Source organism: Paracoccus acridae (assembly GCF_014642735.1).
Lineage (GTDB): Bacteria > Pseudomonadota > Alphaproteobacteria > Rhodobacterales > Rhodobacteraceae > Paracoccus > Paracoccus acridae.
In genome coordinates this window covers 81,568-102,937 of sequence record NZ_BMIV01000006.1, presented here as the reverse complement: position 1 = coordinate 102,937, position 21,370 = coordinate 81,568, and the positions used below count along the sequence as shown (strand labels likewise).

Genomic DNA, 21,370 nt, shown 5'->3' with positions numbered 1-21,370 from the left:
GGGTTCCCGAGGGGGGTTCAATTCAACGGATCGTGAGGGTCGCGGCCCTCGGCAAAGGCGATCAGGTTGTCCAGCGCACGCAGGGCCATCGCCGTTCTGGTATCGTCGGTCGCGGTGCCCAGATGCGGCAGCAGCGTGGCGTTCGGGGCGTCGAGCAGGCCTTGGGGAACCAGCGGTTCGCGTTCGTAGACGTCAAGGCCCGCGCCGGCGATAACGCCGTCCTGCAGGGCCTGGATCAACGCGGCCTCGTCCACCACGTCGCCGCGGGCGATGTTGACCAGATAGCCCCGCGGGCCAAGCGCGGCCAATTGCGCGGCGCCGATCAGATGCCGCGTGCCGGCCCCGCCCGGCACCGCCAGGACGGCAACGTCCGCCTGTTCCAGCATGGCTTCCAGCCCGCCGATCTGGCGGGCGGGGAAATCCAGGCCGGCGACGGTCGAGCGGTTGAAGAACATCACATCCATCCCGAAGCCGTAGTGGCAGCGGCGGGCGATGGCCTGGCCGATGCGGCCCATGCCGACGATGCCCAAGGTCCGGCTCGTCGCGTGCCCGCCCAGAAGCTGCGTCGGGTTCCACCCGGTCCACTGGCCGGCGCGCAGGATCCGTTCGCCTTCGCTGGCGCGGCGCAGGGTCATCAGGATCAGCATCACCGCGATGTCGGCGGTGGCATCCGTCACCACGTCGGGCGTGTTGGTGACGACCACCCCCGCCGCCTTTGCCGCAGCGGTGTCGATATGGTTATAGCCCGCCCCGAAATTCGCCAGGATGCGGCAGCGCGGCTGGTCCGCGAAGGCGGTGGCGGTGAAGGCGTCGCCCAGCGTCGGCATGATTGCGTCGTAATCGCGCAGGGCGGCGGCGGCCTCTGACTCGGACAGGGGGGTGTTGTCGCGGAAGGTCGCGTCGAAACGGTCGCGGATCGCCTGGGTGGCGCGCGCGGTCATGGGCCTTGTGACAAGCAGCCGCATCAGTAAAGCCTTCCTCCATTCGGGACATCAAGGTCGGGACGGATCAGCACCACTTCCCCATCGGGGTCGGGAACGCCCAGGACCAGAACCTCGGACCGGACGGGACCGATCTGGCGGGGCGGAAAGTTCACCACGCAAAGCACCTGCTTGCCGACCAGTTGCGCGGGTTCGTAATGCCGCGTGATCTGGGCCGAGGATTTGCGTTCCCCCAGATCCCCCACATCCAGCCACAGCTTGATCGCGGGCTTTCGCGCCTCGGGGAAGGGTTCGGCGCGGGTGATGGTCGCCACGCGGATATCGACCTTCAGGAAATCGTCGAAGCTGATGGTCATTGCGCGGCCTTTCCCAATTCGCGCCCGCGTTCGGTGGCGGCGGCGATCGTGCGCGCCATCAGGGGCGGCAGACCGGTATCGGGATCCATCAGCACCCGCAGTCCCGCCGCCGTGGTTCCGCCCGGCGAGGTGACGTTTTCGCGCAAGACCGCCGGATCCTCGTCGGCATCGACGGCAAGCGCCCCCGCCCCGGCAACCGTCATGCGCGCCAGTTCCAGCGACAGCGCGGCGGGCAGGCCCTGCGCCTCGCCCGCCTTGGCCATCGCCTCGATCAGGTGGAAGACATAGGCCGGGCCGCTGCCCGACAGGCCCGTCACCGCGTCCATCTGATCCTCGTGGTCCAGCCGGACCACGCGGCCGACGGCCCCCATCAGCGTCTGGGCCAGATCCAGATGGGCGGGCGTCGCCAGACCGTTGCCGATCATGGCGCTGATGCCCTGACCGATGGCGGCAGGGGTGTTGGGCATCACGCGGACGATCGGCGCGCCGGGAAAGACCGCCTCGAACGTGGCGATGGTGGTGCCCGCCGCGACCGACAGGACCAGCGTGTCAGACAGGCGGGGCACGCCGCCCAGGGCCTGCGCCATCATCTGCGGCTTGACGGCCAGCACCAGAACGGCGGGATCGGCGGGCAGGCCGGTGTTCACGCGCAGCCCCTTGTCCAGCCATTCGGGCGCAAGATGCGGGTCGATCACCGTGACGGCGCCGGGTTCCAGCCCGCGCGCCAGCCAGCCGCGCAGCATCGCCCCGCCCATCCGGCCGCAGCCCACCAGCACCAGCCCGCGCGTGTTGAGATCGTCGAAATCGCCCATCCGGCCCCCCTTGTCCCGGCGGGGCCAAGCGCCCCTCATGCCCGTCCGTAGGCCTCGCCCAATGCGATGTCCAGTGCGGCGGCGGGGCTGCTGTTGCCCCAGGCAACCAGTTGGAAGGATGGATAGAAGCGTTCGCAACCCAGCAGCGCGTTGCTGATCATCCGGTCCACCTGTTCGGCCGACGCCACCGCGTCGCCCGCCAGTACCAGGCCATAGCGCCAGACCATCAGCCGCTGCTTGGACCAGAAGGTGAAGCCGCCGTCCCAGACCTGGTCGTTGGCCAGGTTCATCGTCTCATAGACGGGGGGCAGGCGGTCGGCAGGCGGGTCCAGATCGAAGGTGCAGATCAGGCGCAGCACGGATTCGCGCGCGGACCAGGCCAGCGTCAGCGAATAGCTGCGCCACTGGCCCTGGACCACCATGGCGATCTGGTCGTCGGCCAGCCGGTCGAAATCCCAGTCGTGATGCAGGGCCACCGCCTCGACGATGTCGATGGGATGAATCTCATCGGTCGGAATCACTGCTTCCGTTAGCGCCATGTCAGCATCCTGCCTCGGACGGGACGCGATTTCGTGCCGCTGCCCCTTGTTTGCAGAACAAGACCGGGCGTTTTCGCCCGGTTGTCCTTACCAGATATCGTGGTCGGCTTTTGCCGGTCTGTAAAGCGGAATTCCTGGAAAGATTGTGGAAAACTGTCGGCTTGGGTAAGCGGGACACAAATGTCCAGCAGGTGCGGTCAAGGCATGAAGCCCGATCATGGCAGCGATACCGGCGGGTCTGCGGCGCGCTTCGGACAGGGCGCCTGGATCGACCTGTCCACGGCGATAAACCGCCGCCCCTGGCCCCTGGGCGACCTGCCGCCGCAGGTGTGGCGCGCGCTGCCGACGGCAGCCGCGCGCGACCGGCTGATCGCGACCGCCGCCGCCTGGTTCGGCTGTCCCGCCGCGCAGGTTCTGCCGGTCGCGGGCGCATCTGCCGCCATCAGGATGATCCCGCGCCTTCTGCCCACGGGGCGGGCGGCGGTGATCGCGCCCAGCCATGACGACCATGCGGCCAGCCTGGGGGCGGCGGGCTGGCAGGTGTCCCAATTCGCCCGCCCCGAGGCGATGGAGGGGGCCGACCTGGCGGTGGTGGTCAATCCCAACAATCCCGACGGCCGGGAATGGCCGCCCGAGGTTCTGGCCCGGCTGGCCCGCCGCGTGGGCCATCTGGTCGTGGACGAAAGCTTCGCCGATGTCCGCCCGGATCTGTCGCTGGCCCCTGCCCTGCCCCCGAACGTGCTGGTGTTGCGAAGCTTCAGCCCGTTCTGGGGCCTGGCCGGGCTGCGGCTGGGCTTCGTGCTGGCACGGCCCGACCTGCTGGGCCGCCTGTCGGACGCCGCCGGACCCTGGGCCGTCAACGGACCCGCGCTGCATGTCGGCGCGCAGGCCATGGCGGACCGTGCCTGGGCCGACGCCACGGTTCTTTATCATGCCGAGGCCGCGCTGCGGCTGGACCGCCTTGCGATCCGTGCAGGCTGGCGTCCGGCGGGCGGCACGCATCTGTTCCGGCTTTACGATACGGGCGACGCCGCCGCAGCACAGGAACGGCTGGCGCGGGCGCATGTCTGGACGCGTCGTTTCTCCTTTTCGCGAACATGGCTGCGGATGGGCATTCCCGGCGGGCATGAGGAATGGGACCGGCTGACCGACGCCCTGCGCAAGATCTAGGCAAGGCGTCCGCGCCTTGCTGCGGCTGGGCCGTTCCGGCTTTCCTTCTCGCACCTGCCTTCACATCGTGTAAGCTGACGGCAGGGACAGCAGGGGAACGGCATGTCGATCAAGGCCAGCATCTATCACCTGACGCATTACAAATATGACCGTCCGGTGATCCTTGCCCCCCAGGTGATCCGGCTGCGCCCCGCGCCGCATTCACGGACCCGCGTCATATCCCATTCGCTGAAGGTCACGCCCGAAGACCACTTCGTGAACCACCAGCAGGATCCCTTCGGAAACTGGCTGGCGCGGTATGTCTTTCCCGAACCCGTACGCGAGCTGAAGATCGAGGTCGATCTGGTCGCGGACATGACCGTCTATAACCCCTTCGACTTCTTCGTCGAGGATGCGGCCGAATACTGGCCCTTCGACTATGCCCCCGACCTGGCCGAGGAACTGGTCCCCTATCGCCAGGCCGAACCCGCCGGTCCGCTGCTGGCCGCGATGCTGGCCGGGATCCCGCGCGAAAGGACCCGCACGGTCGATTTCCTGGTCGCCCTGAACGCGCGCATCGCGGGCGAGACCGCCTATACCATCCGCATGGAACCCGGCGTCCAGACGCCCGAGGAGACGCTGGACCTGCGCAGCGGATCGTGCCGCGATTCCACCTGGCTGCTGGTCAATGCGCTGCGCCACCTGGGCTTTGCCGCGCGCTTCGTGTCGGGATACCTGATCCAGTTGAAGCCGGACCTGCAGGCTCTGGATGGCCCGTCCGGCACCGCCCATGACTTCACCGACCTTCACGCCTGGGCCGAGGTCTATATCCCCGGCGCGGGCTGGATCGGGCTGGATCCGACATCGGGCCTGCTGACCGGCGAAAGCCATATCCCGCTGGCCGCCGCGCCCCATTACCGGTCCTGTGCCCCCATCAGCGGCATGGCCAGCTTTGCCGAGGTCGATTTCGACTTCGACATGCAGATCCGCCGCGTGGCCGAACACCCGCGCATCACCAAGCCCTTCAGCGATGATGCCTGGGCGGACCTGAACCGCCTGGGCCACCGGGTCGATGCGGCGTTGCGCGAAGGCGACGTGCGGCTGACCATGGGCGGGGAACCCACTTTCGTGTCCATCGACGATTTCGAATCCGCCGAATGGAACACCGATGCCGTGGGCCCGACGAAACGCCACCGCGCCGACGTGCTGATCCGCAAGCTTCGCCAGCGTTTCGCACCCAACGGTTTCCTGCATTACGGTCAGGGCAAGTGGTATCCGGGCGAGACGCTGCCGCGCTGGACCTTCTCGCTGTACTGGCGCAAGGACGGCCAGCCCATCTGGCAGAACCCCGACCTGATCGCGAATGAGGCCGACGACGCCACGGTGACGCCCCTTCAGGCGCAGGAACTGCTGCGGGAGATGGCGGCCGAACTGGGCGTGTCCGACGACAACGTCCTGCCCGCCTATGAAGACCCCGCCGAATGGCTGGTGCGCGAGGCGAACCTGCCCGCCAATGTCAGCCCCGAGAACAGCAAGCTGGAAGACCCCGAGGCCCGCCATCGCATCGCCGCCGTCTTCAATCGCGGCCTGACCACGCCCACGGGCTTCGTGCTGCCGATCCAAAGCTGGCAATCGAAATCCGGCATCACCTGGTATTCCGAACGCTGGCGGCTGCGGCGCGGGCATGTCTTCCTGGTGCCCGGCGACAGCCCGGTCGGATACCGCCTTCCGCTGTCCTCGCTGCCGCATCTGCCGGCTTCGGTTTATCCCTATATCAACCCGACCGACCCGACGGTCGAACGCGCGCCGCTGGCCGAACCGGGGGAGATCGCGCCGGATCGCAAGTCCCAGCCGATGGCCAGCTTCGTCGCCAACCAGCCGATCCAGGACGTCGTGCAGCAGGTGCCCGGCGTCGGCGTGCCGGAATTGCAGGGCATGGTCCGCACGGCCCTGTCGGTGGAACCCAAGAACGGGCGGCTCTGCGTCTTCATGCCGCCGGTGGCGACGCTGGAGGAATACCTGGATCTGCTGCGCGCGGTCGAGGCCGCGGCCCTGCGCCTGGACCTGCGCGTCCATGTCGAAGGCTATGCGCCCCCGCAGGACCCGCGTCTGAACGTGATCCGCGTGGCCCCCGATCCCGGCGTGATCGAGGTGAACATCCATCCTGCCGCGTCATGGGACGACTGCGTGGCCATCACCCAAGGCGTCTATGAGGACGCGCGCCAGTCCCGCCTTGGCGCGGAAAAGTTCATGATCGACGGCAAGCATACCGGCACGGGCGGGGGCAACCATGTCGTCGTGGGGGGCGCCACCACCAACGACAGCCCCTTCCTGCGCCGCCCCGACCTGCTGGCCAGCCTGATCCTTCACTGGAACCGGCATCCCTCGCTGTCCTATCTGTTCTCGGGCCTGTTCATCGGTCCCACGTCGCAGGCCCCCCGGATCGACGAGGCACGGCACGATGCGCTTTACGAACTGGAAATTGCGCTGGCCCAGATCCCCGCGCCCGACCGGGGCACGCCGCCCCTGCCCTGGCTGACCGACCGGCTGCTGCGCAACATCCTGACCGACGTGACCGGCAACACGCACCGCGCGGAAATCTGCATCGACAAGCTGTATTCCCCCGACGGCCCCACCGGCCGCCTGGGGTTGGTCGAGTTCCGGGGCTTCGAGATGCCGCCCGACGCGCGGATGAGCCTGGCGCAGCAACTGCTGCTGCGCGCGCTGATCGCGCGGTTCTGGCGCGAACCGGCCACGGGCGACCTGACCCGCTGGGGCACCGCGCTGCACGACCGCTTCATGCTGCCGCATTTCGTCTGGACCGATTTCCAGGATGTGTTGCGCGACCTGACCGACCACGGCTTCCCGATGCAGGAGGAGTGGTTCAAGGCCCAGGCCGAGTTCCGCTTCCCCTTCTGCGGAGAGGTCGAGGTCGAGGGCGTCCACCTGGAACTGCGCCAGGCGCTGGAACCCTGGCACGTCCTGGGCGAAACCGGGGCGATCGGCGGAACCGTGCGCTATACCGACAGCTCGACCGAACGGTTGCAGGTCAAGCTGTCCTCGGCCGATCCGTCCCGCTATCGGGTGCTGTGCAACGGTCGCGCGGTGCCGCTGGCCGATGTGGGCGCGGGCGAAGCCGTGGCGGGGGTGCGCTTCAAGGCCTGGCAGCCCGCATCGGCGATGCATCCCGTTCTGCCCGTCGATGCGCCGCTGACCTTCGACATCTTCGACAGTTGGTCGGGCCGCGCCCTTGGCGGCTGCGTCTATCACGTCGCCCATCCGGGCGGGCGCAACTATGACACCTTCCCCGTCAACGGGAACGAGGCCGAGGCTCGCAGGCTGGCGCGCTTCAGCCCCCATGGGCACCGCCCCGGACATGGACACACGGTTCCGCCGGAACGGATCCACCGGGAATTTCCGTTGACCCTGGACCTTCGCCGCGCGGCCGGGGTGTGACGCATGGCGGGCGACCGGGCAGACAGCCTGGAACAGCCGCGCAGCGCGGCCTATCGCCCGCTGCCCGGCGTGCCGGACGAGATGGTCGCCCCCGACGGCAAGGTCCGCCCGCTGTGGCGCAAGCTGGTCGCGCATCTGGACGCCTTGCCCGACGACGGCCTGGCGCGCGATCTGGCGCGTGCCGACCGCTACCTGCTGGATAGCGGCGTCTTCTATCGCCAGTACGGCGGCGGCGAATCCGTCGAACGCCCCTGGCCGCTGAGCCATATCCCCGTCCTTCTGGCCGAGAAGGAATGGAAGGACATCGGCGCGGCCCTGCGCCAGCGCGCCGACCTTCTGGAAGCGGTGATGGCCGATCTTTATGGCCCGAACGAGCTTGTCGAGACCGGCCGCCTGCCCGCAGCCCTGGTGGCGGGCAATCCCGAATGGCTGCGTCCGATGGTGGGGGTCAAGCCGCGCGGCGGGCATTTCCTGCATTTCCTGGCCTTCGAACTGGGGCGCGGCCCGGACGGCGAATGGTGGGTGCTGGCGGATCGCGCGCAGGCGCCTTCAGGGGCGGGCTATGCGCTGGAAAACCGGGTCGCCACGTCCCGTGCGTTTTCCGAGCTTTACCCGGACGGCAACGTGCATCGGCTGGCGGGATTCTTTCGCAATTTCCGCGATGCCTTGCAGGCCCAGGCCACCGACAAGGACAGCCGCGTGGCGATCCTGACGCCCGGCCCCATGAACGAGACCTATTTCGAACACGCCTATATCGCCCGTTACCTGGGCTTCACCCTGCTGGAAGGCGACGACCTGTGCGTGTCGGGCGACCGGCTGATGGTGCGCACCGTCCAGGGAATGCGGCAGGTCGATGTGCTGTGGCGCAGGCTTGACGCGCAATATGCCGATCCCCTGGAACTGGATCCCGCGTCCCGCATCGGCACGCCCGGCATGGTCGCGGCGCTGCGGGCGGGCGCGGTGACGATGGTGAACGCCTTGGGCTCGGGCGTTCTGGAAACCCGCGCGCTGATGGCCTTTCTGCCGAAGCTTGCGCCGGATCTGGTCGGCGCGCCGCTGGCCATGCCCAATATCGCAACCTGGTGGTGCGGCGATCCCGCCGCCCGCGCCGCGGTGCGCGCCAGCCCGCGCCGGATGGTGCTTGCGGATGCGCTGACCACGCGCCTGCCCTTCGACCCCACGGACGACCTGACGCGCGCCGTTGGCCTGCCCGCCGAGGTGCTTGACCGCCGGCTGACGGAGGGCGGCGGCGATCTGGTCGCACAAGAGGCCGTGACCCTGTCCACCACCCCGGCCCTTGTGGACGGCGCCCTGGTGCCGCGCCCCATGACGCTGCGCGTCTATCTGGCCCGGACGGCGCGGGGCTGGGCCGTCATGCCGGGCGGCTTCGCGCGGATCGGCACGGGCGCCGACGTGTCCGCCCTGGCCATGCAGGAAGGCGGTGCCGCCGCCGATGTCTGGGTCGTCAGCCCCTTGCCCGTGCCCGCCATCACCATGGCCCGCCAGGTAAGCGCCGCAGACACACGCATGGCCGCTGGCGGCCTGCCCGCGCGATCCGCCGACAACCTGTTCTGGCTGGGCCGCTATGCCGAACGGGCCGAAGGGATCGTGCGGCTGATGCGCGCCTATCACACGCGCCTTGCCGAATCCGGCGGAACGGGCGCGCCCTTGCTGGCGGGGTTCGACCCCCTGTTCCGCCAGATGGGCATCGACCCCGCTGCGGCCATCCCCCAGAAGCTTCTGGACAACCTGTCCGCCGCCATCGGCAGCGCGGGCAGCGTGCGCGACCGCTTTTCCCCCGACGCCTGGTCCGCGCTGCACGACATCGACCGCAGCGCACGAAAGCTGGCCCCCAAGGTCTCGGCCGGCGACGACGCGGCCCGCGCGCTGTCCGCGTTGCTGCGCAAGCTGGCGGGGATTTCCGGGCTGGTTCATGAAAACATGTACCGCTTCGTCGGCTGGCGCTTCCTGACCATCGGCAGGCTGCACGAACGGGCCATGGGCACGGCGGCGCTGCTGGCCGTGCTGTGCGATCCCAAGGCGCCCGAAGGCGCGCTGGATCTGGCGATCGAGGTGGGCGACAGCATCCTGACCCATCGCCGCCGCTTCACCCTGAACGCGTCCCGCGCCACCGTGATCGACCTGCTGGCGCTGGACCCGCTGAACCCGCGCGCGCTGCGCCATCAGATCGACGGGTTGCGCGAACAGGTGGACATGCTGCCCGCTGCCAATGACCACGGCGCCTTGTCGCCCCTTGCCCGCGAAGCCCTGCGCCTGCACACCGACCTGGCCACCGCCGAACCCGCCAGCCTGACGACCGAGGCTTTGTGGGGCCTGCGCGCGCGCATCGCCATGCTGTCCGACATCCTGACCACGACCTATTTCCACTGATGCTGTATCGCCTGCGCCTGTCCATCCGATACGACTTCGCCCGTCCCACCGGCGTGGGGCGGCAATTGCTGCGGATCAGCCCCGCAGACCTGCCGGGGATGCAGGACGTGCATCACAGCAGCATCGTCATCACCCCCCCTCCGGCCGAGCGGAGCCAGTTCACCGATTTCTTCGGAAACGAGGTGACGCAGCTTGTCATGCCTGCCGGGCTGACGCAGGTGCGCATCGACATGACCGGCCGGGTGCGCCGGCTGGGCGAGGAATCCGAACTGGATCTGTCCGCCAGCCTGGACCGCCTTCCCGACGACCTGCATGAGATCACCGACCTTGGCCCCCATTCGCCGCATCACTTTCTGCGCCCTTCGCACCGGATCCCGGCAGTGGCGCCGATCGCCGATTTCGCCCGGAAGGCCTGCGGCAAGGCCGCGACCGCGCGCGAGGCGGTGGAATGCCTGGGCCGTGCGATCCACGGCCACATGCGCTTCGACGCCCAGGCGACCGAGGTGGACACCCCCATCGCCCAGGCCTTCGCGGGCCGCCACGGGGTTTGCCAGGATTTCTCGCAGATCATGATCTCGGGGCTGCGCAGCCTTGGCATCCCGGCGGCCTATGTCTCGGGCTTCCTGCGCACGAACCCGCCGCCGGGAAAGCCCCGGCTGGAAGGCGCGGATGCCATGCACGCCTGGGTCCGCGCCTGGATCGGGGCCGAGGCCGGGTGGTGCGAATACGACCCGACGAACGACTGCTTCGTGGCCGCCAATCATGTCACCATCGGCTATGGCCGCGACTATGCCGACGTGGCGCCCGTCACCGGATCCATGCGCCTGGCGGGCGGCCAGACGACCAGCCACAGCGTCGATATCCTGGCCGAGGATTAGGCAGGCACCAAAACCGCCACCAAGGCGTTGGCGGATATGGATGCACCATTCGCAAGGCCATCCAGCGCACCAAGGCAGGAAGGAACCCATGGAAAACACCGAAACCGTCCACAGCACGCTGTTCCTGCTGAGCGTCGCGGCAGCCTCGGTCGGGCTGTTGCTGGTGCTGATCATGCGCTTCAAGCTGCATGCCTTCATCGCCCTGGTCCTGGTCAGCCTGCTGACGGCCCTTGTCACCGGCATCCCCCTGGCCGAGGTGGTGCCGACCCTGCTGACGGGCTTCGGCAACACCCTGGCCACCGTCGCGCTGCTGGTGGGCTTCGGCGCCATGATCGGCCGCCTGCTGGAGGTATCGGGCGGCGCGCAGATCCTGGCGGACCGGCTGATCAACAAGTTCGGGGAACGGCGCGCGCCCTTCGCGCTTGGCGTGGCATCGCTGCTGTTCGGGTTTCCGATCTTCTTCGACGCGGGGCTGATGGTGATGCTGCCCATCATCTTCAGCGTGGCGCTGCGCTTTGGCGGGTCGGTGCTGCTTTACGCGCTGCCGGCCGCCGGAGCCTTTGCGGTGATGCACGCCCTGGTGCCGCCCCATCCCGGTCCCGTCGCCTCGGGCGATCTGGTAGGGGCGGATATCGGGCTGTTGCTGATCGTCGGCACCATCGTGGCGCTGCCCACCTGGTATGTCGGCAGCTATCTGGTGTCGCTGTTCCTGGGCCGGCGCTTCACCGTCCCGGTGCCGGAACTGCTGGGCGCGAACGACGAACACCGCCTGACCGGCGAACCGCCGGCCTTCGGAACGGTGCTGCTGATCCTGCTGCTGCCGCTGATCCTGATCTTCTTCAACACCGGCCTGAACACGCTGGCGACGATCGGCGCCATCGACGGAGACGCGGCCTGGGTGAACCTGCTGCGGATGCTGGGCCAGACGCCCGTCGCGCTGCTGATCACGCTGCTGATCGCGCTGTATCTGCTGGGGCGCGGCAACGATCCGGCGCGGATGGAAAAGATCGTGGACGGCGCGCTTGGCCCGATCTGCGCCATCATCCTGGTGACCGGCGCGGGCGGCATGTTCGGCGGCGTCCTGCGCGCCAGCGGCATCGGCGAGGCCCTGTCGGGCAGCCTGGAATCGGTGGGCCTGCCGCTGATCGTGGCGGCCTTCGTCATCGCCACCGCCCTGCGCGTGGCCCAGGGGTCGGCCACGGTGGCGCTGACCACGACGGCCAGCCTGATCGCCCCCACCGTCGCCGCGACGCCCGGCTTGTCGGAACTGGACCTGTGCTTCCTGGTCATCGCCATCGCGGGCGGCGCCACGGTTCTCAGCCATTTCAACGATTCAGGGTTCTGGCTGGTGGGGCGGTTCCTCAAGATGGATGAGACGACCACGCTGAAGACCTGGACCGTGATGGAGACGACCATCGGCCTGACCGCCTTCGCCTTTGCCCTGCTGGGCTGGTGGCTGCTGTGACGGGGCCGCAGCACATCGTCGTGATGGGGGTTTCCGGCGCCGGCAAGACCACCACCGGGGAAGCCCTGGCCGCCCATCTTGGCTGGCCCTTCGTGGAAGGAGACGCCTTCCACCCCCAGTCCAACGTGGACAAGATGGCCCAGGGCACGCCCCTGACGGACGCGGACCGCGCGCCCTGGCTGCACGCCCTGGCCGACCAGATCGCCGGGGCCGAAGCGCGGGGCGAAAGCTCGGTCCTGGGTTGTTCGTCGCTGAAGCGCAGCTATCGCGACATCCTGCGCAGCGGGGCGCCGCGCGTGCGGTTCCTGCATGTCCACGGCACGCGCGAATTGCTGTCGGATCGGCTGAACCATCGCGCGGGGCATTTCTTTCCGCCCAGGCTTCTGGATTCCCAACTGGCCACGCTTGAGCCACTGGCCCCGGACGAGGACGGCGCCGTCCTCGACATGATGCTGACGCCCCAGCAGCAGGTCGCCCAGGCGGTGCGCCTGCTGGGCCTGTCCTGACAGGAAACGGGCGGGATTGTGCAGCATCATTGAACACTGAAACCAGCAGATCCGGTCTAATTAACGACAAATCAGGGGGTTATATCCATGTCATAGAAACGACAGACAGTTGAGACATATCATGAAAAACATCGCAGCCATCCTTGGCGCCGTTATCCTTGCCACCGGAACCGCGCAAGCCGCCAGCTACAATTCGGGCAATTCCGACGCCGACATGCCGACCGCCCCGGTCGTCGCGGCGCAGACGGTCGAGGTCAAGGCAGCCGACCTGATGAACAAGAAAGACCTGGAACGCGCAGGCATCGACGCCGACGCGACCCTGTCGGTCAGCGACTTCACCGCGCCCGGCCCCCGTTCGACCTATATCCGCTAAGCCGTCGCAAGGCAGGATTGCAACCGCCCCTGATCGGGGCGGTTTTCCTTTTTTGCGGCCCGGTGCATGGTGGTGCGCATGGATACCAGCGTCTTCCGCACCTTTGTCAGCGTCATCGACGAGGGCAGCTTTGCCGCCGCAGCGTCGCGCATGGGCATTTCCCGCAGCCTGTGCAGCAAGCACATCGCCGATCTTGAAGCCCGCCTTGGCGTCCGTCTTCTGGTGCGCACCACGCGCAAGGTGACGCCGACCGCCGCGGGCCTGGCCTACAGCCGGGACCTGCGCGAGATCCTGGCGCGGCTGGATGCGGCGACCGAAGCCGTCAAGGCGACCACGACAAGCCAGTCGGGCACGCTGAAGATCGGCAGCCCGATCTTCTATACGCTGAAGGTGCTTCAGCCGCATCTGCTGGACTTCATGGAACGATACCGCGATGTGCAGTTGCAGATCGTCCTGGACGATGGGACCAGCGACATCGTGGGCGACGGCTTCGACGCGGTGATCCGCATCGGCAACCTGCAGGATTCGACCCTGCACGCGCGGCGGCTGCACGCGGTGCGCATCATGCTGGTGGCCTCGCCCGATTACCTGGCGCGGATGGGCCGCCCGGAAAAGCCCGCCGACCTTCTGCGCCACGATTGCCTTCACTATACCAACCTGCCCGGCAACCTGACCTGGCCGCTGCGCCGGGGCAGCCGCACGATCCGCCAGCCGGTCCGGCCGGTCTTCTTCAGCAACAACACCGAGATGCTGCATTCCATGGCGCTGAACGGCAGGGGCCTGGCGCTGCTGCCGGAATTCGTCGTGCGCGACGATGTCAAGGCCGGCAGGCTGGATGTGGTGATGTGCGAATACGCCCTGCCCGACCTGCCGGTGAACCTGGTCTATCCATCCGGCAAGCTGATGACCGGCGCGATGCGCAGCTTCCTGGATTTCGCGGTCAAGCTGCAGCTTGACTGAAGAAAGGCGCCCCGAAGGGCGCCTTTCAAGTCTCAGCAGCTGTAATACATCGCGTATTCGATCGGGTGGGGCGTATGCTCATAGGCATAAACCTCCTCCCACTTCAGCTTGATATAGGCTTCCAACTGGTCGCGGGTGAAGACGTCGCCCTGCAGCAGGAAGTCCATGTCCTTTTCCAGTTCCTCCAGCGCCTCGCGCAGGGACCCGCAGACGGTCGGGATTTCGGCCAGTTCCTCGGGCGGCAGGTCGTACAGGTCCTTGTCCGAGGCGGGGCCGGGGTCGATCCGGTTCTTGATCCCGTCCAAGCCCGCCATCAGCAGCGCCGCAAAGGCCAGATAGGGGTTGGCCGCCGGATCGGGGAAGCGAGCCTCGACGCGCTTGGCTTTCGGCGATTCGGTCCACGGAATGCGGACACAGCCCGACCGGTTGCGGGCCGAGTAGGCGCGCAGCACCGGGGCCTCGAAGCCGGGGATCAGGCGCTTGTAGCTGTTGGTGGACGGGTTGGTCAGCGCGTTCAGCGCCTTGGCGTGCTTGAGGATGCCGCCGATGAAATACAGGGCCTCCTGGCTCAGGTCGGCATATTTGTCGCCGGCGAACAGCGGCTTGCCGTCCTTCCAGATCGACATGTTCACATGCATCCCCGACCCGTTGTCGCCCTTCATGGGCTTGGGCATGAAGGTCACCGACTTGCCATAGGCGTGGGCCACGTTGTGGATGACATACTTGTATTTCTGGATGTTGTCGGCCTGTTCGACCAGGCCGCCGAAGATCAGGCCCAGTTCGTGCTGGCCGGTGGCGACCTCGTGGTGGTGCTTGTCCACCTTCATGCCCATCCGCTTCATGGTGGACAGCATCTCGCCCCGGATGTCCTGGCCCGCGTCGATGGGGTTGACCGGGAAATACCCGCCCTTCAGGGGCGCGCGGTGGCCCTGGTTGCCCATCTCGTATTCGGTGTCGGTGTTCCAGGCGGCATCCACCGAATCGATCTGATAGGACACCTTCTGCGGCGAGACCTGGTAACGCACGTCGTCGAAGATGAAGAACTCGGCCTCGGGGCCGCAATAGAAGGCGTCGCCGATGCCGGTGGATTTCAGATAGGCCTCGGCCTTGACGGCGGTGCCGCGCGGGTCGCGGGCATAGGCCTCTCCCGTGTCGGGCTCGACCACGTTGCAATGCACGCAAAGCGTCTTTTCGGCATAGAACGGGTCCAGATAGGCCGACGAGGGGTCCGGCATCAGCTTCATGTCGGACTGGTCGATCGACTTCCATCCGGCGATCGAGGAACCGTCGAACATGAAGCCTTCCTCGAAGAAGTCCTCGTCGATCAGATCGACATCCAGCGTCACATGCTGAAGCTTGCCCTTGGGATCGGTGAAGCGGACGTCCACATAGGCGACCTCCTCGTCCTTCAGCAGCGTCAAAACGTCATTGACCGTCATCTCTTCCCTTTCTGCGTCGATGCGCCCCGGCTGTCCTGCCCGGCGCGATAATCCTGTTGGTATGTTGTTCTTCTGTCTCAGACCGCGTCGTCGCCGGTTTCACCCGTGCGGATGCGGATTGCCTGCTCGACAGGCGATACGAAAATCTTGCCGTCGCCAATCTTTTCCGTGCGGGCCGCGCTGACGATGGCGTCGATGGCGGCCTCGACCTGGTCGTCGGGCAGCACCATCTCGATCTTCACCTTGGGCAGGAAATCGACCACGTATTCCGCGCCGCGATAAAGCTCGGTATGGCCTTTCTGGCGACCGAAGCCCTTGACCTCGGTGACGGAAAGACCCTGCACGCCCACCTCTTGCAGCGCCTCTTTCACGTCGTCCAGCTTGAACGGCTTGATGATCGCCTCGACCTTCTTCATCGCAATGATCCTTCCTCGCGGCTTGCCTGAGGACTGATTGGCGGGTTTCATGGCTTGGGTAAACGGGCGTCGATGCCGATTGCGCCAGCAATCAGGCGGCATCCGGGATTGTGCCTGTTTTTTGTGCGATTCGATGAATTAAAAGGCAGATGCCATGTCAGCCGGCTGCGAAATCCTGACCACCGCCCAAATGCGCGCCATCGAAACCACCGCCATGAACAGCGGCAGCGTCACGGGCCTGCAGTTGATGGAACGCGCGGGCCGGGCGGTGGCCGATCAGGTGCGCCTGCGCTGGCCCAAGGCTGGGCGCGCCACGGTGCTGTGCGGGCCGGGGAACAATGGTAGCGACGGCTTTGTGGTGGCCCGTCTGCTGCGCCGGGCGGGATGGCGCGTCAGGGTCCTGGGGATGGACAACAGGCCCGGCCCCGATGCGGATCACATGAAACGGCAATGGCTGGCAATGGGCGGGCTGGAACCGCTGGACGCGGCGGTGCTGCACGCGCAACCCGCCGACATCGTGGTGGACGCGATCTTCGGGACCGGGCTGGCGCGGCCACCGTCTGGCCCCTTGGCCGAGGTGCTGGAAAGCCTTGCCACCCACCCCGCTCCGGTCGTCGCCGTGGATTGCCCCAGCGGTCTCTGCCTGGACAGCGGCGCGTTCCTGGGCAGGCCAAGGCAGGTTTCGGATCGGGACCTCCGCGCGCGGCTGACCGTCGCCTTCGACAGTCCCAAGCCCGGCCACCTTCTGGAACGCGGCCCCGAATGCTGCGGCGAACTGGTCATCGCCGACATCGGCCTACGTCCGTGGCGAGAGGCCCGCACCCAACAACCCGTGCTGACCGCCATATGGCCGCGCTTTGCCATTCCGGACGCCCGGTGCATCCAGGACAATCGTCTGGGCAAGCAGTCGTCCTCTCACCCCCACAAGTTCAGCCACGGCCATGCGCTTGTGCTGGCGGGTGGGCGGGGCAAGGGCGGCGCCGCGCGGCTTTCGGCGCGTGCGGCGCTGCGGATCGGCGCGGGCCTGGTCACCATCGCCCCGCCCTTGGACGCGCTGCCCGACCATGTGGGCCAGCCCGATGCCCTGATGCGGCGCGGCATCGACGACGACGCGGCCCTGCATGATGCACTCGGCGATGCACGCATCAACGCGCTGTGCATCGGGCCGGGCAGCGGCGTCAACCGGGCGGAGATGCTGCTGCGCGCAGCCCTGCCCGCCCGCCGTGCCACGGTGCTTGACGCGGATGCGCTGACCGCGCTGTCGCAGGCGGCCGACCTGATGGGCGCGCTGCATCCGGCCTGCGTCCTGACGCCGCACGGGGGCGAATTCGCGCGCCTGTTTCCTGACCTGGCTGGGCATCTGGATGGTCTGCCCGCGAAGGGTCCGGCCTATTCCCGGCTGGATGCCGCAAGGGATGCCGCGGCCCGCTGCGGCGCGGTCGTGCTGCTGAAGGGCCCCGACACCATCATCGCCGCCCCCGATGGACAGGCCCGCATCCACTCCGCCTTCGACGTGCCCTGGCTGGCCACAGCAGGGGCGGGCGACGTGCTGGCGGGGATCATCACCGGTCTTCTGGCGCGGGGTTTTCAGCCGCTGGACGCCGCCAGCCTGGGCGCGCTGATCCACGCCAAGGCCGCCCGCGCCTTCGGTCCCGGACTGATCGCGGACGACCTGCCGGACATGATCCCGCAGGTCCTTCGTCAACTCACTTGTAGATCGATTAGGTAGAATGTGGGCGCCTAAAGGCGCCCACATATTGAGTGACTAGCTCTGATCCTTAAGGACCAGAATGGGCCATCCTCGCTTGCCAAACGCCTTTGCATAGAGACGCTGCCCGGTTGTCGGGCACATCTTCCATGCTCTGAAGATATATCGGTATCCGGGCGGCGGTGGGGGTAGAGAGCCATTAGAGTGGGTCAAAGTGACCTCCTTCAATTCGAAGGCCTCTTGTTGCCAATCCAGTATTCCCAAGCTACCTTCAAAATTGCCGTGAATCGGGTAAGCTGGGAGGGATTGGTCTGCGCTGGTGGGCCTTCTTGACCAGACGCCGATTTCGAACAAAGGCTCGAGTTTTTCTCGAGCCTTTGTTTTTATTAGAAATCCCAGTCCTCGTCCTCGGTCGCGACCGCCTTGCCGATCACATAGGACGACCCGGACCCGCTGAAGAAATCGTGGTTCTCGCTGTCAGGCGACAGAGCCGCCAGGATCGCCGGGTTCACCTCGCAGACCTGGGGCGGGAACAGCGCCTCGTAGCCCAGGTTCTGCAGCGCCTTGTTGGCGTTATAATGAAGGAACGCCTTCACATCTTCGGTCAGCCCGATCCCGTCATAGAGTTCCGCGGTATAGCGCTGCTCGATGTCGTACAACTCGAACATCAGCGAGAAGGCGAAATCCTTCAACTCGGCCCGGCGTTCCTCGCTCTCGCGCTCAAGCGCCCGCTGGAACTTGTAGCCGATGTAATAGCCATGCACCGCCTCGTCGCGGATGATCAGGCGGATCAGGTCGGCGGTATTGGTCAGCTTGGCGCGGCTTGACCAATACATCGGCAGGTAGAAGCCCGAATAGAACAGGAAGCTTTCCAGGAAGACCGATGCGATCTTGCGCTTCAGCGGGTCGGAGCCAGCCTTGTATTCTTCCAGGATCAGACGTGCCTTGCCCTGCAGATGCGGGTTTTCCTCGGCCCAGCGGAAGGCCTCGTCCACTTCCTTGGTCAGGCACAGGGTCGAGAAGATCGAGGAATAGGACCGCGCATGGACCGCCTCCATGAAGGCGATGTTGGACAAAACCGCTTCCTCGTGCGGGGTGATCGCGTCGGGCATCATCGAGGGCGCGCCGATGGTGTTCTGCACCGTGTCCAGCAGCGTCAGCCCGGTGAACACACGGATCGTCAACTCCCGTTCCGCCGGGCGCAGCGTGGCCCAGCTTTGCACGTCATTGGACAGCGGCACCTTTTCCGGCAGCCAGAAGTTCACCGTCAACCGGTTCCAGACCTCAAGGTCCTTCTCGTCGTCCAGGCGGTTCCAGTTGATCGCGCGGGCGACCATCTGCATCACATGATCCTTCATCCCGAAGAACCCCTCTCTTTGCTTTGGCTTAAATATCCCGGGGGTCCGGGGGCTGGCCCCCGGCTTGGCTCAAAGAGTGCAGGACACGCAGCCCTGGACCTCGGTCCCCTCCAGCGCGGTCTGGCGCAGGCGGATGTAATAGATCGTCTTGATGCCCTTCTTCCACGCATAGATCTGGGCACGGTTGATGTCCCGCGTCGTGGCCTCGGCCGGGAAGAACAGCGTGAGGCTCAGGCCCTGGTCCACATGCTCGGTCGCGGCGGCATAGGTGTCGATGATCGCCTCGGGGCCAATCTCATAGGCGTCGCGATAGTATTCCAGGTTCTCGTTCGACATGAAGGCGGCGGGGTAATAGACCCGGCCGATCTTGCCTTCCTTGCGGATCTCGATCTTGGACACGATCGGGTGGATCGAACTGGTCGAATTGTTGATATAGCTGATCGACCCGGTCGGCGGCACCGCCTGCAGGTTGCGGTTATAGAGCCCGTGCTTCATCACGTCCGCTTTCAGCGCGGCCCAGTCGTCACGCGTGGGCAGGGTCACGTTCCCGAAGACGCGCGCCACGTCGGGCAGCGTCGGCAGCCAGTCGCGGGTGGTGTATTTGTCGAAGAACGACCCGTCGGCATATTTCGACTTCTCGAAATCCTTGAAGGTCTGGCCCTTCTCCTGCGCCAGCAGGTTCGATGCGCGGATCGCGTGAAAGGCCACGGCCGCGAAATAGACCGACGTGAACTCGACCCCCTCGGGCGATCCGTAATGGATCCGCTCGCGCGCCAGGAAGCCGTGCAGGTTCATCTGGCCAAGGCCCACGGCATGGGCCTCGTCATTGCCGCGCCGGATGGATGGCACGGCCTCGATCGCGGACATTTCCGACACAGCGGTCAGGGCGCGGATCGCGGCCTCGATGGTGGCGCCGAAGTCCGGGCCGTCCATGGTCGCCGCGATGTTCAGCGAACCCAGGTTGCACGAGATATCAGTGCCCAGGTGCGAATAGCTCAGATCCTCGTTGAACTCGGACGCCTCGTTCACCTGCAGGATCTCGCTGCACAGGTTCGACATGGTGATGCGGCCATGAACCGGGTTCATGCGGTTCACCGTGTCCTCGAACATGATATAGGGATAGCCGCTTTCGAACTGGATCTCGGCAATGGTCTGGAAGAACTCGCGCGCGTTGATCTTGCGCTTCTTGATGCGCTTGTCGTCCACCATCTCGGCGTATTTCTCGGTGACCGAGATCTCGGAAAACGGCACCCCATAGACCTTCTGCACGTCATGGGGCGAGAACAGGTACATGTCGGCGTTCTTTTTCGCCAACTCGAAGGTGATGTCGGGGATCACCACGCCCAGGGACAGCGTCTTGATGCGGATCTTCTCGTCCGCATTCTCGCGCTTGGTGTCCAGGAAGCGCATGATGTCGGGGTGGTGGGCGTTGAGGTAGACCGCCCCCGCCCCCTGCCGCGCGCCAAGCTGGTTGGCATAGCTGAAGCTGTCTTCCAGCAGCTTCATCACCGGGATGACGCCGGACGACTGGTTCTCGATCCCCTTGATGGGGGCACCGGCCTCGCGCAGGTTGGTCAGCATCAAGGCCACGCCGCCGCCGCGCTTGGACAGTTGCAGGGCGGAGTTGATGGACCGGCCGATGGACTCCATGTTGTCCTCGACCCGTAGCAGGAAGCAGGAGATCAGCTCGCCCCGCGACTTCTTGCCGGCGTTGAGGAAGGTGGGCGTGGCCGGCTGGAAGCGGCCCGACAGCATCTCCTCCATGAAGCGCATCGCCAGCGCCTCGTCCCCGCGCGCCAGCGCCAGGGCGACCATCACCACGCGGTCCTCATAGCGTTCAAGATAGCGCTGCCCGTCGCGGGTCTTCAGCGTATAGCTGGTGTAATACTTGAAGGCGCCCAGGAAGGTCGGGAAACGGAACTTGCGCTTGAAGGCGGCGTCCCAGATCGCCCGCTGGAAGTTCTTGGAATACTGGTCCAGGACCTCGGGCTCGTAATAGCCTTCCTCGACCAGGTAATCCAGTTTCTCGTCCAGCGAATGGAAGAAGACGGTGTTCTGGTTCACATGCTGCAGGAAATACTGCCGCGCGGCCATGCGGTCAGCGTCGAACCGGATGCGCCCGTCGGCGTCATACAGGTTCAGCATCGCGTTCAGCGCGTGGTAATCGAGTTCAGGCTTCAGGCCGTCAAGCATTCCAACCCCCGGAATTGATGAAGGCCCGCGCGGACCTTTTGAATGTCGGTGTCCGTCCCCGCCAGCTCGAACCGCCACAGCACGGGGACCTTGCATTTGTCTGCGATGACGCGGCCCGCAAGGGCGAAGGTCGCGCCGAAATTGCGGTTGCCCGCGCCAATGACGCCGCGCAGGTGGCTGCGGCGGCGGGGATCGTTCAGGAAGTGGATCACCGCCTTGGGGACCGCGCCGCGCCCCTGCCCGTCCGCATAGGTCGGGCAGATCAGCACGAAGGGCGCGCCGACCTGCGGCATCGGGTCCGAAGGCCTGATCGGGATCCGCTGCGCCGGAAGGCCCAGCCGCGCGACGAACCGCGCCGTATTCCCCGAGGCCGAGGAATAATAGACCAGCCCGCAAGGCGGGGCTTCACCCCACCGGCCCCCGCCCATCG

18 protein-coding genes are annotated in these 21,370 nt (G+C 66.5%); 9 read left to right on the top strand and 9 right to left on the bottom strand.

The annotated features are described in order from the left end of the window. Positions 1 to 17 precede the first annotated feature (17 nt). From IEX25_RS10630 to IEX25_RS10615, 4 genes are read right to left on the bottom strand one after another with little or no spacing between them, the layout of a single operon-like run. Positions 18 to 965, bottom strand: a complete 948-nt coding sequence (locus tag IEX25_RS10630; protein ID WP_188715128.1) for a 2-hydroxyacid dehydrogenase — start codon at positions 963 to 965, stop codon at positions 18 to 20. Continuing rightward, a complete protein-coding gene (locus tag IEX25_RS10625; protein WP_103171488.1) occupies positions 965 to 1,297 on the bottom strand; it encodes a tRNA-binding protein in 333 nt (110 codons plus the stop codon). The genes IEX25_RS10630 and IEX25_RS10625 overlap by 1 nt, the downstream gene beginning before the upstream one ends. Continuing rightward, complete coding sequence (gene proC / locus IEX25_RS10620) at positions 1,294 to 2,109, bottom strand: pyrroline-5-carboxylate reductase (protein ID WP_103171487.1); 816 nt, start codon at positions 2,107 to 2,109, stop codon at positions 1,294 to 1,296. The genes IEX25_RS10625 and proC overlap by 4 nt, the downstream gene beginning before the upstream one ends. A 35-nt stretch (positions 2,110 to 2,144) precedes the next feature. Continuing rightward, on the bottom strand, positions 2,145 to 2,648 hold the full coding sequence (locus tag IEX25_RS10615; RefSeq protein WP_103171486.1) for a type III secretion system chaperone family protein: 504 nt from the start codon (positions 2,646 to 2,648) through the stop codon (positions 2,145 to 2,147). 204 nt (positions 2,649 to 2,852) lie between these two features. On the opposite strand from IEX25_RS10615, the gene cobD reads away from it, so the two are divergent. The 8 genes from cobD (at position 2,853) to IEX25_RS10575 (ending at position 13,826) form a co-directional block, all read left to right on the top strand. Further along, positions 2,853 to 3,818, top strand: a complete 966-nt coding sequence (gene cobD / locus IEX25_RS10610; RefSeq protein ID WP_188715126.1) for a threonine-phosphate decarboxylase CobD — start codon at positions 2,853 to 2,855, stop codon at positions 3,816 to 3,818. 102 nt (positions 3,819 to 3,920) lie between these two features. Next, positions 3,921 to 7,253 (top strand): transglutaminase family protein, encoded by a 3,333-nt coding sequence (locus IEX25_RS10605; protein WP_188715124.1) that lies wholly within the window; start codon positions 3,921 to 3,923, stop codon positions 7,251 to 7,253. 3 nt (positions 7,254 to 7,256) lie between these two features. Further along, on the top strand, positions 7,257 to 9,644 hold the full coding sequence (locus tag IEX25_RS10600) for a circularly permuted type 2 ATP-grasp protein (protein WP_103171483.1): 2,388 nt from the start codon (positions 7,257 to 7,259) through the stop codon (positions 9,642 to 9,644). Further along, a complete protein-coding gene (locus IEX25_RS10595) occupies positions 9,644 to 10,522 on the top strand; it encodes a transglutaminase family protein (RefSeq protein ID WP_103171482.1) in 879 nt (292 codons plus the stop codon). Before IEX25_RS10600 ends, IEX25_RS10595 begins: the two co-directional genes overlap by 1 nt. A gap of 88 nt (positions 10,523 to 10,610) precedes the next feature. Continuing rightward, on the top strand, positions 10,611 to 11,987 hold the full coding sequence (locus tag IEX25_RS10590; protein WP_188715122.1) for a GntP family permease: 1,377 nt from the start codon (positions 10,611 to 10,613) through the stop codon (positions 11,985 to 11,987). After that, complete coding sequence (locus IEX25_RS10585) at positions 11,975 to 12,493, top strand: gluconokinase (protein WP_229665139.1); 519 nt, start codon at positions 11,975 to 11,977, stop codon at positions 12,491 to 12,493. The genes IEX25_RS10590 and IEX25_RS10585 overlap by 13 nt, the downstream gene beginning before the upstream one ends. Before the next feature lie 121 nt (positions 12,494 to 12,614). Further along, positions 12,615 to 12,866: a hypothetical protein gene (locus IEX25_RS10580; RefSeq protein WP_103171480.1), complete on the top strand. Its 252-nt coding sequence runs from the start codon at positions 12,615 to 12,617 to the stop codon at positions 12,864 to 12,866. A 78-nt stretch (positions 12,867 to 12,944) separates the two neighbouring features. Then, entirely contained in the window at positions 12,945 to 13,826 is an 882-nt protein-coding gene (locus tag IEX25_RS10575) for a LysR family transcriptional regulator (protein ID WP_188715120.1), read from the top strand. 32 nt (positions 13,827 to 13,858) lie between these two features. Here the strand turns inward: IEX25_RS10575 and glnA are convergent, their stop codons facing one another. Further along, positions 13,859 to 15,265, bottom strand: a complete 1,407-nt coding sequence (gene glnA / locus IEX25_RS10570) for a type I glutamate--ammonia ligase (protein ID WP_103171478.1) — start codon at positions 15,263 to 15,265, stop codon at positions 13,859 to 13,861. A gap of 77 nt (positions 15,266 to 15,342) precedes the next feature. After that, positions 15,343 to 15,681 (bottom strand): P-II family nitrogen regulator, encoded by a 339-nt coding sequence (locus IEX25_RS10565; RefSeq protein ID WP_103171477.1) that lies wholly within the window; start codon positions 15,679 to 15,681, stop codon positions 15,343 to 15,345. Between the two features lie 154 nt (positions 15,682 to 15,835). Here IEX25_RS10565 and IEX25_RS10560 point away from each other — a divergent pair, with 154 nt between their 5' ends. Then, a complete protein-coding gene (locus IEX25_RS10560) occupies positions 15,836 to 17,410 on the top strand; it encodes an NAD(P)H-hydrate dehydratase (protein WP_103171476.1) in 1,575 nt (524 codons plus the stop codon). Between the two features lie 365 nt (positions 17,411 to 17,775). On the opposite strand, the gene nrdF is transcribed toward IEX25_RS10560, so the two are convergent. The 3 genes from nrdF to nrdI form a co-directional block, all read right to left on the bottom strand. Next, complete coding sequence (gene nrdF, locus IEX25_RS10555; RefSeq protein ID WP_370463858.1) at positions 17,776 to 18,732, bottom strand: class 1b ribonucleoside-diphosphate reductase subunit beta; 957 nt, start codon at positions 18,730 to 18,732, stop codon at positions 17,776 to 17,778. Positions 18,733 to 18,816: 84 nt separating this feature from the next. Further along, positions 18,817 to 20,940 (bottom strand): class 1b ribonucleoside-diphosphate reductase subunit alpha, encoded by a 2,124-nt coding sequence (nrdE, locus tag IEX25_RS10550; RefSeq protein ID WP_103171474.1) that lies wholly within the window; start codon positions 20,938 to 20,940, stop codon positions 18,817 to 18,819. After that, positions 20,925 to 21,368, bottom strand: coding sequence for a class Ib ribonucleoside-diphosphate reductase assembly flavoprotein NrdI (gene nrdI / locus IEX25_RS10545; RefSeq protein WP_103171693.1), 444 nt, complete (start codon positions 21,366 to 21,368; stop codon positions 20,925 to 20,927). Before nrdI ends, nrdE begins: the two co-directional genes overlap by 16 nt. Positions 21,369 to 21,370: the final 2 nt, after the last annotated feature.

What these genes read in the sequence shown, in the direction of transcription:
- IEX25_RS10630 (WP_188715128.1), bottom strand. Translation starts at nt 965, where the DNA reads ATGCGGCTGCTTGTCACAAGGCCCATGACCGCGCGCGCCACCCAGGCG.
- IEX25_RS10590 (WP_188715122.1), top strand. Translation starts at nt 10,611, where the DNA reads ATGGAAAACACCGAAACCGTCCACAGCACGCTGTTCCTGCTGAGCGTC.
- IEX25_RS10580 (WP_103171480.1), top strand. Translation starts at nt 12,615, where the DNA reads ATGAAAAACATCGCAGCCATCCTTGGCGCCGTTATCCTTGCCACCGGA.
- nrdE (WP_103171474.1), bottom strand. Translation starts at nt 20,940, where the DNA reads ATGCTTGACGGCCTGAAGCCTGAACTCGATTACCACGCGCTGAACGCG.
- IEX25_RS10625 (WP_103171488.1), bottom strand. Translation starts at nt 1,297, where the DNA reads ATGACCATCAGCTTCGACGATTTCCTGAAGGTCGATATCCGCGTGGCG.
- IEX25_RS10595 (WP_103171482.1), top strand. Translation starts at nt 9,644, where the DNA reads ATGCTGTATCGCCTGCGCCTGTCCATCCGATACGACTTCGCCCGTCCC.
- cobD (WP_188715126.1), top strand. Translation starts at nt 2,853, where the DNA reads ATGAAGCCCGATCATGGCAGCGATACCGGCGGGTCTGCGGCGCGCTTC.
- nrdI (WP_103171693.1), bottom strand. Translation starts at nt 21,368, where the DNA reads ATGGGCGGGGGCCGGTGGGGTGAAGCCCCGCCTTGCGGGCTGGTCTAT.
- proC (WP_103171487.1), bottom strand. Translation starts at nt 2,109, where the DNA reads ATGGGCGATTTCGACGATCTCAACACGCGCGGGCTGGTGCTGGTGGGC.
- IEX25_RS10560 (WP_103171476.1), top strand. Translation starts at nt 15,836, where the DNA reads ATGTCAGCCGGCTGCGAAATCCTGACCACCGCCCAAATGCGCGCCATC.
- IEX25_RS10605 (WP_188715124.1), top strand. Translation starts at nt 3,921, where the DNA reads ATGTCGATCAAGGCCAGCATCTATCACCTGACGCATTACAAATATGAC.
- IEX25_RS10575 (WP_188715120.1), top strand. Translation starts at nt 12,945, where the DNA reads ATGGATACCAGCGTCTTCCGCACCTTTGTCAGCGTCATCGACGAGGGC.
- IEX25_RS10565 (WP_103171477.1), bottom strand. Translation starts at nt 15,681, where the DNA reads ATGAAGAAGGTCGAGGCGATCATCAAGCCGTTCAAGCTGGACGACGTG.
- glnA (WP_103171478.1), bottom strand. Translation starts at nt 15,265, where the DNA reads ATGACGGTCAATGACGTTTTGACGCTGCTGAAGGACGAGGAGGTCGCC.
- nrdF (WP_370463858.1), bottom strand. Translation starts at nt 18,732, where the DNA reads ATGCAGATGGTCGCCCGCGCGATCAACTGGAACCGCCTGGACGACGAG.
- IEX25_RS10600 (WP_103171483.1), top strand. Translation starts at nt 7,257, where the DNA reads ATGGCGGGCGACCGGGCAGACAGCCTGGAACAGCCGCGCAGCGCGGCC.
- IEX25_RS10615 (WP_103171486.1), bottom strand. Translation starts at nt 2,648, where the DNA reads ATGGCGCTAACGGAAGCAGTGATTCCGACCGATGAGATTCATCCCATC.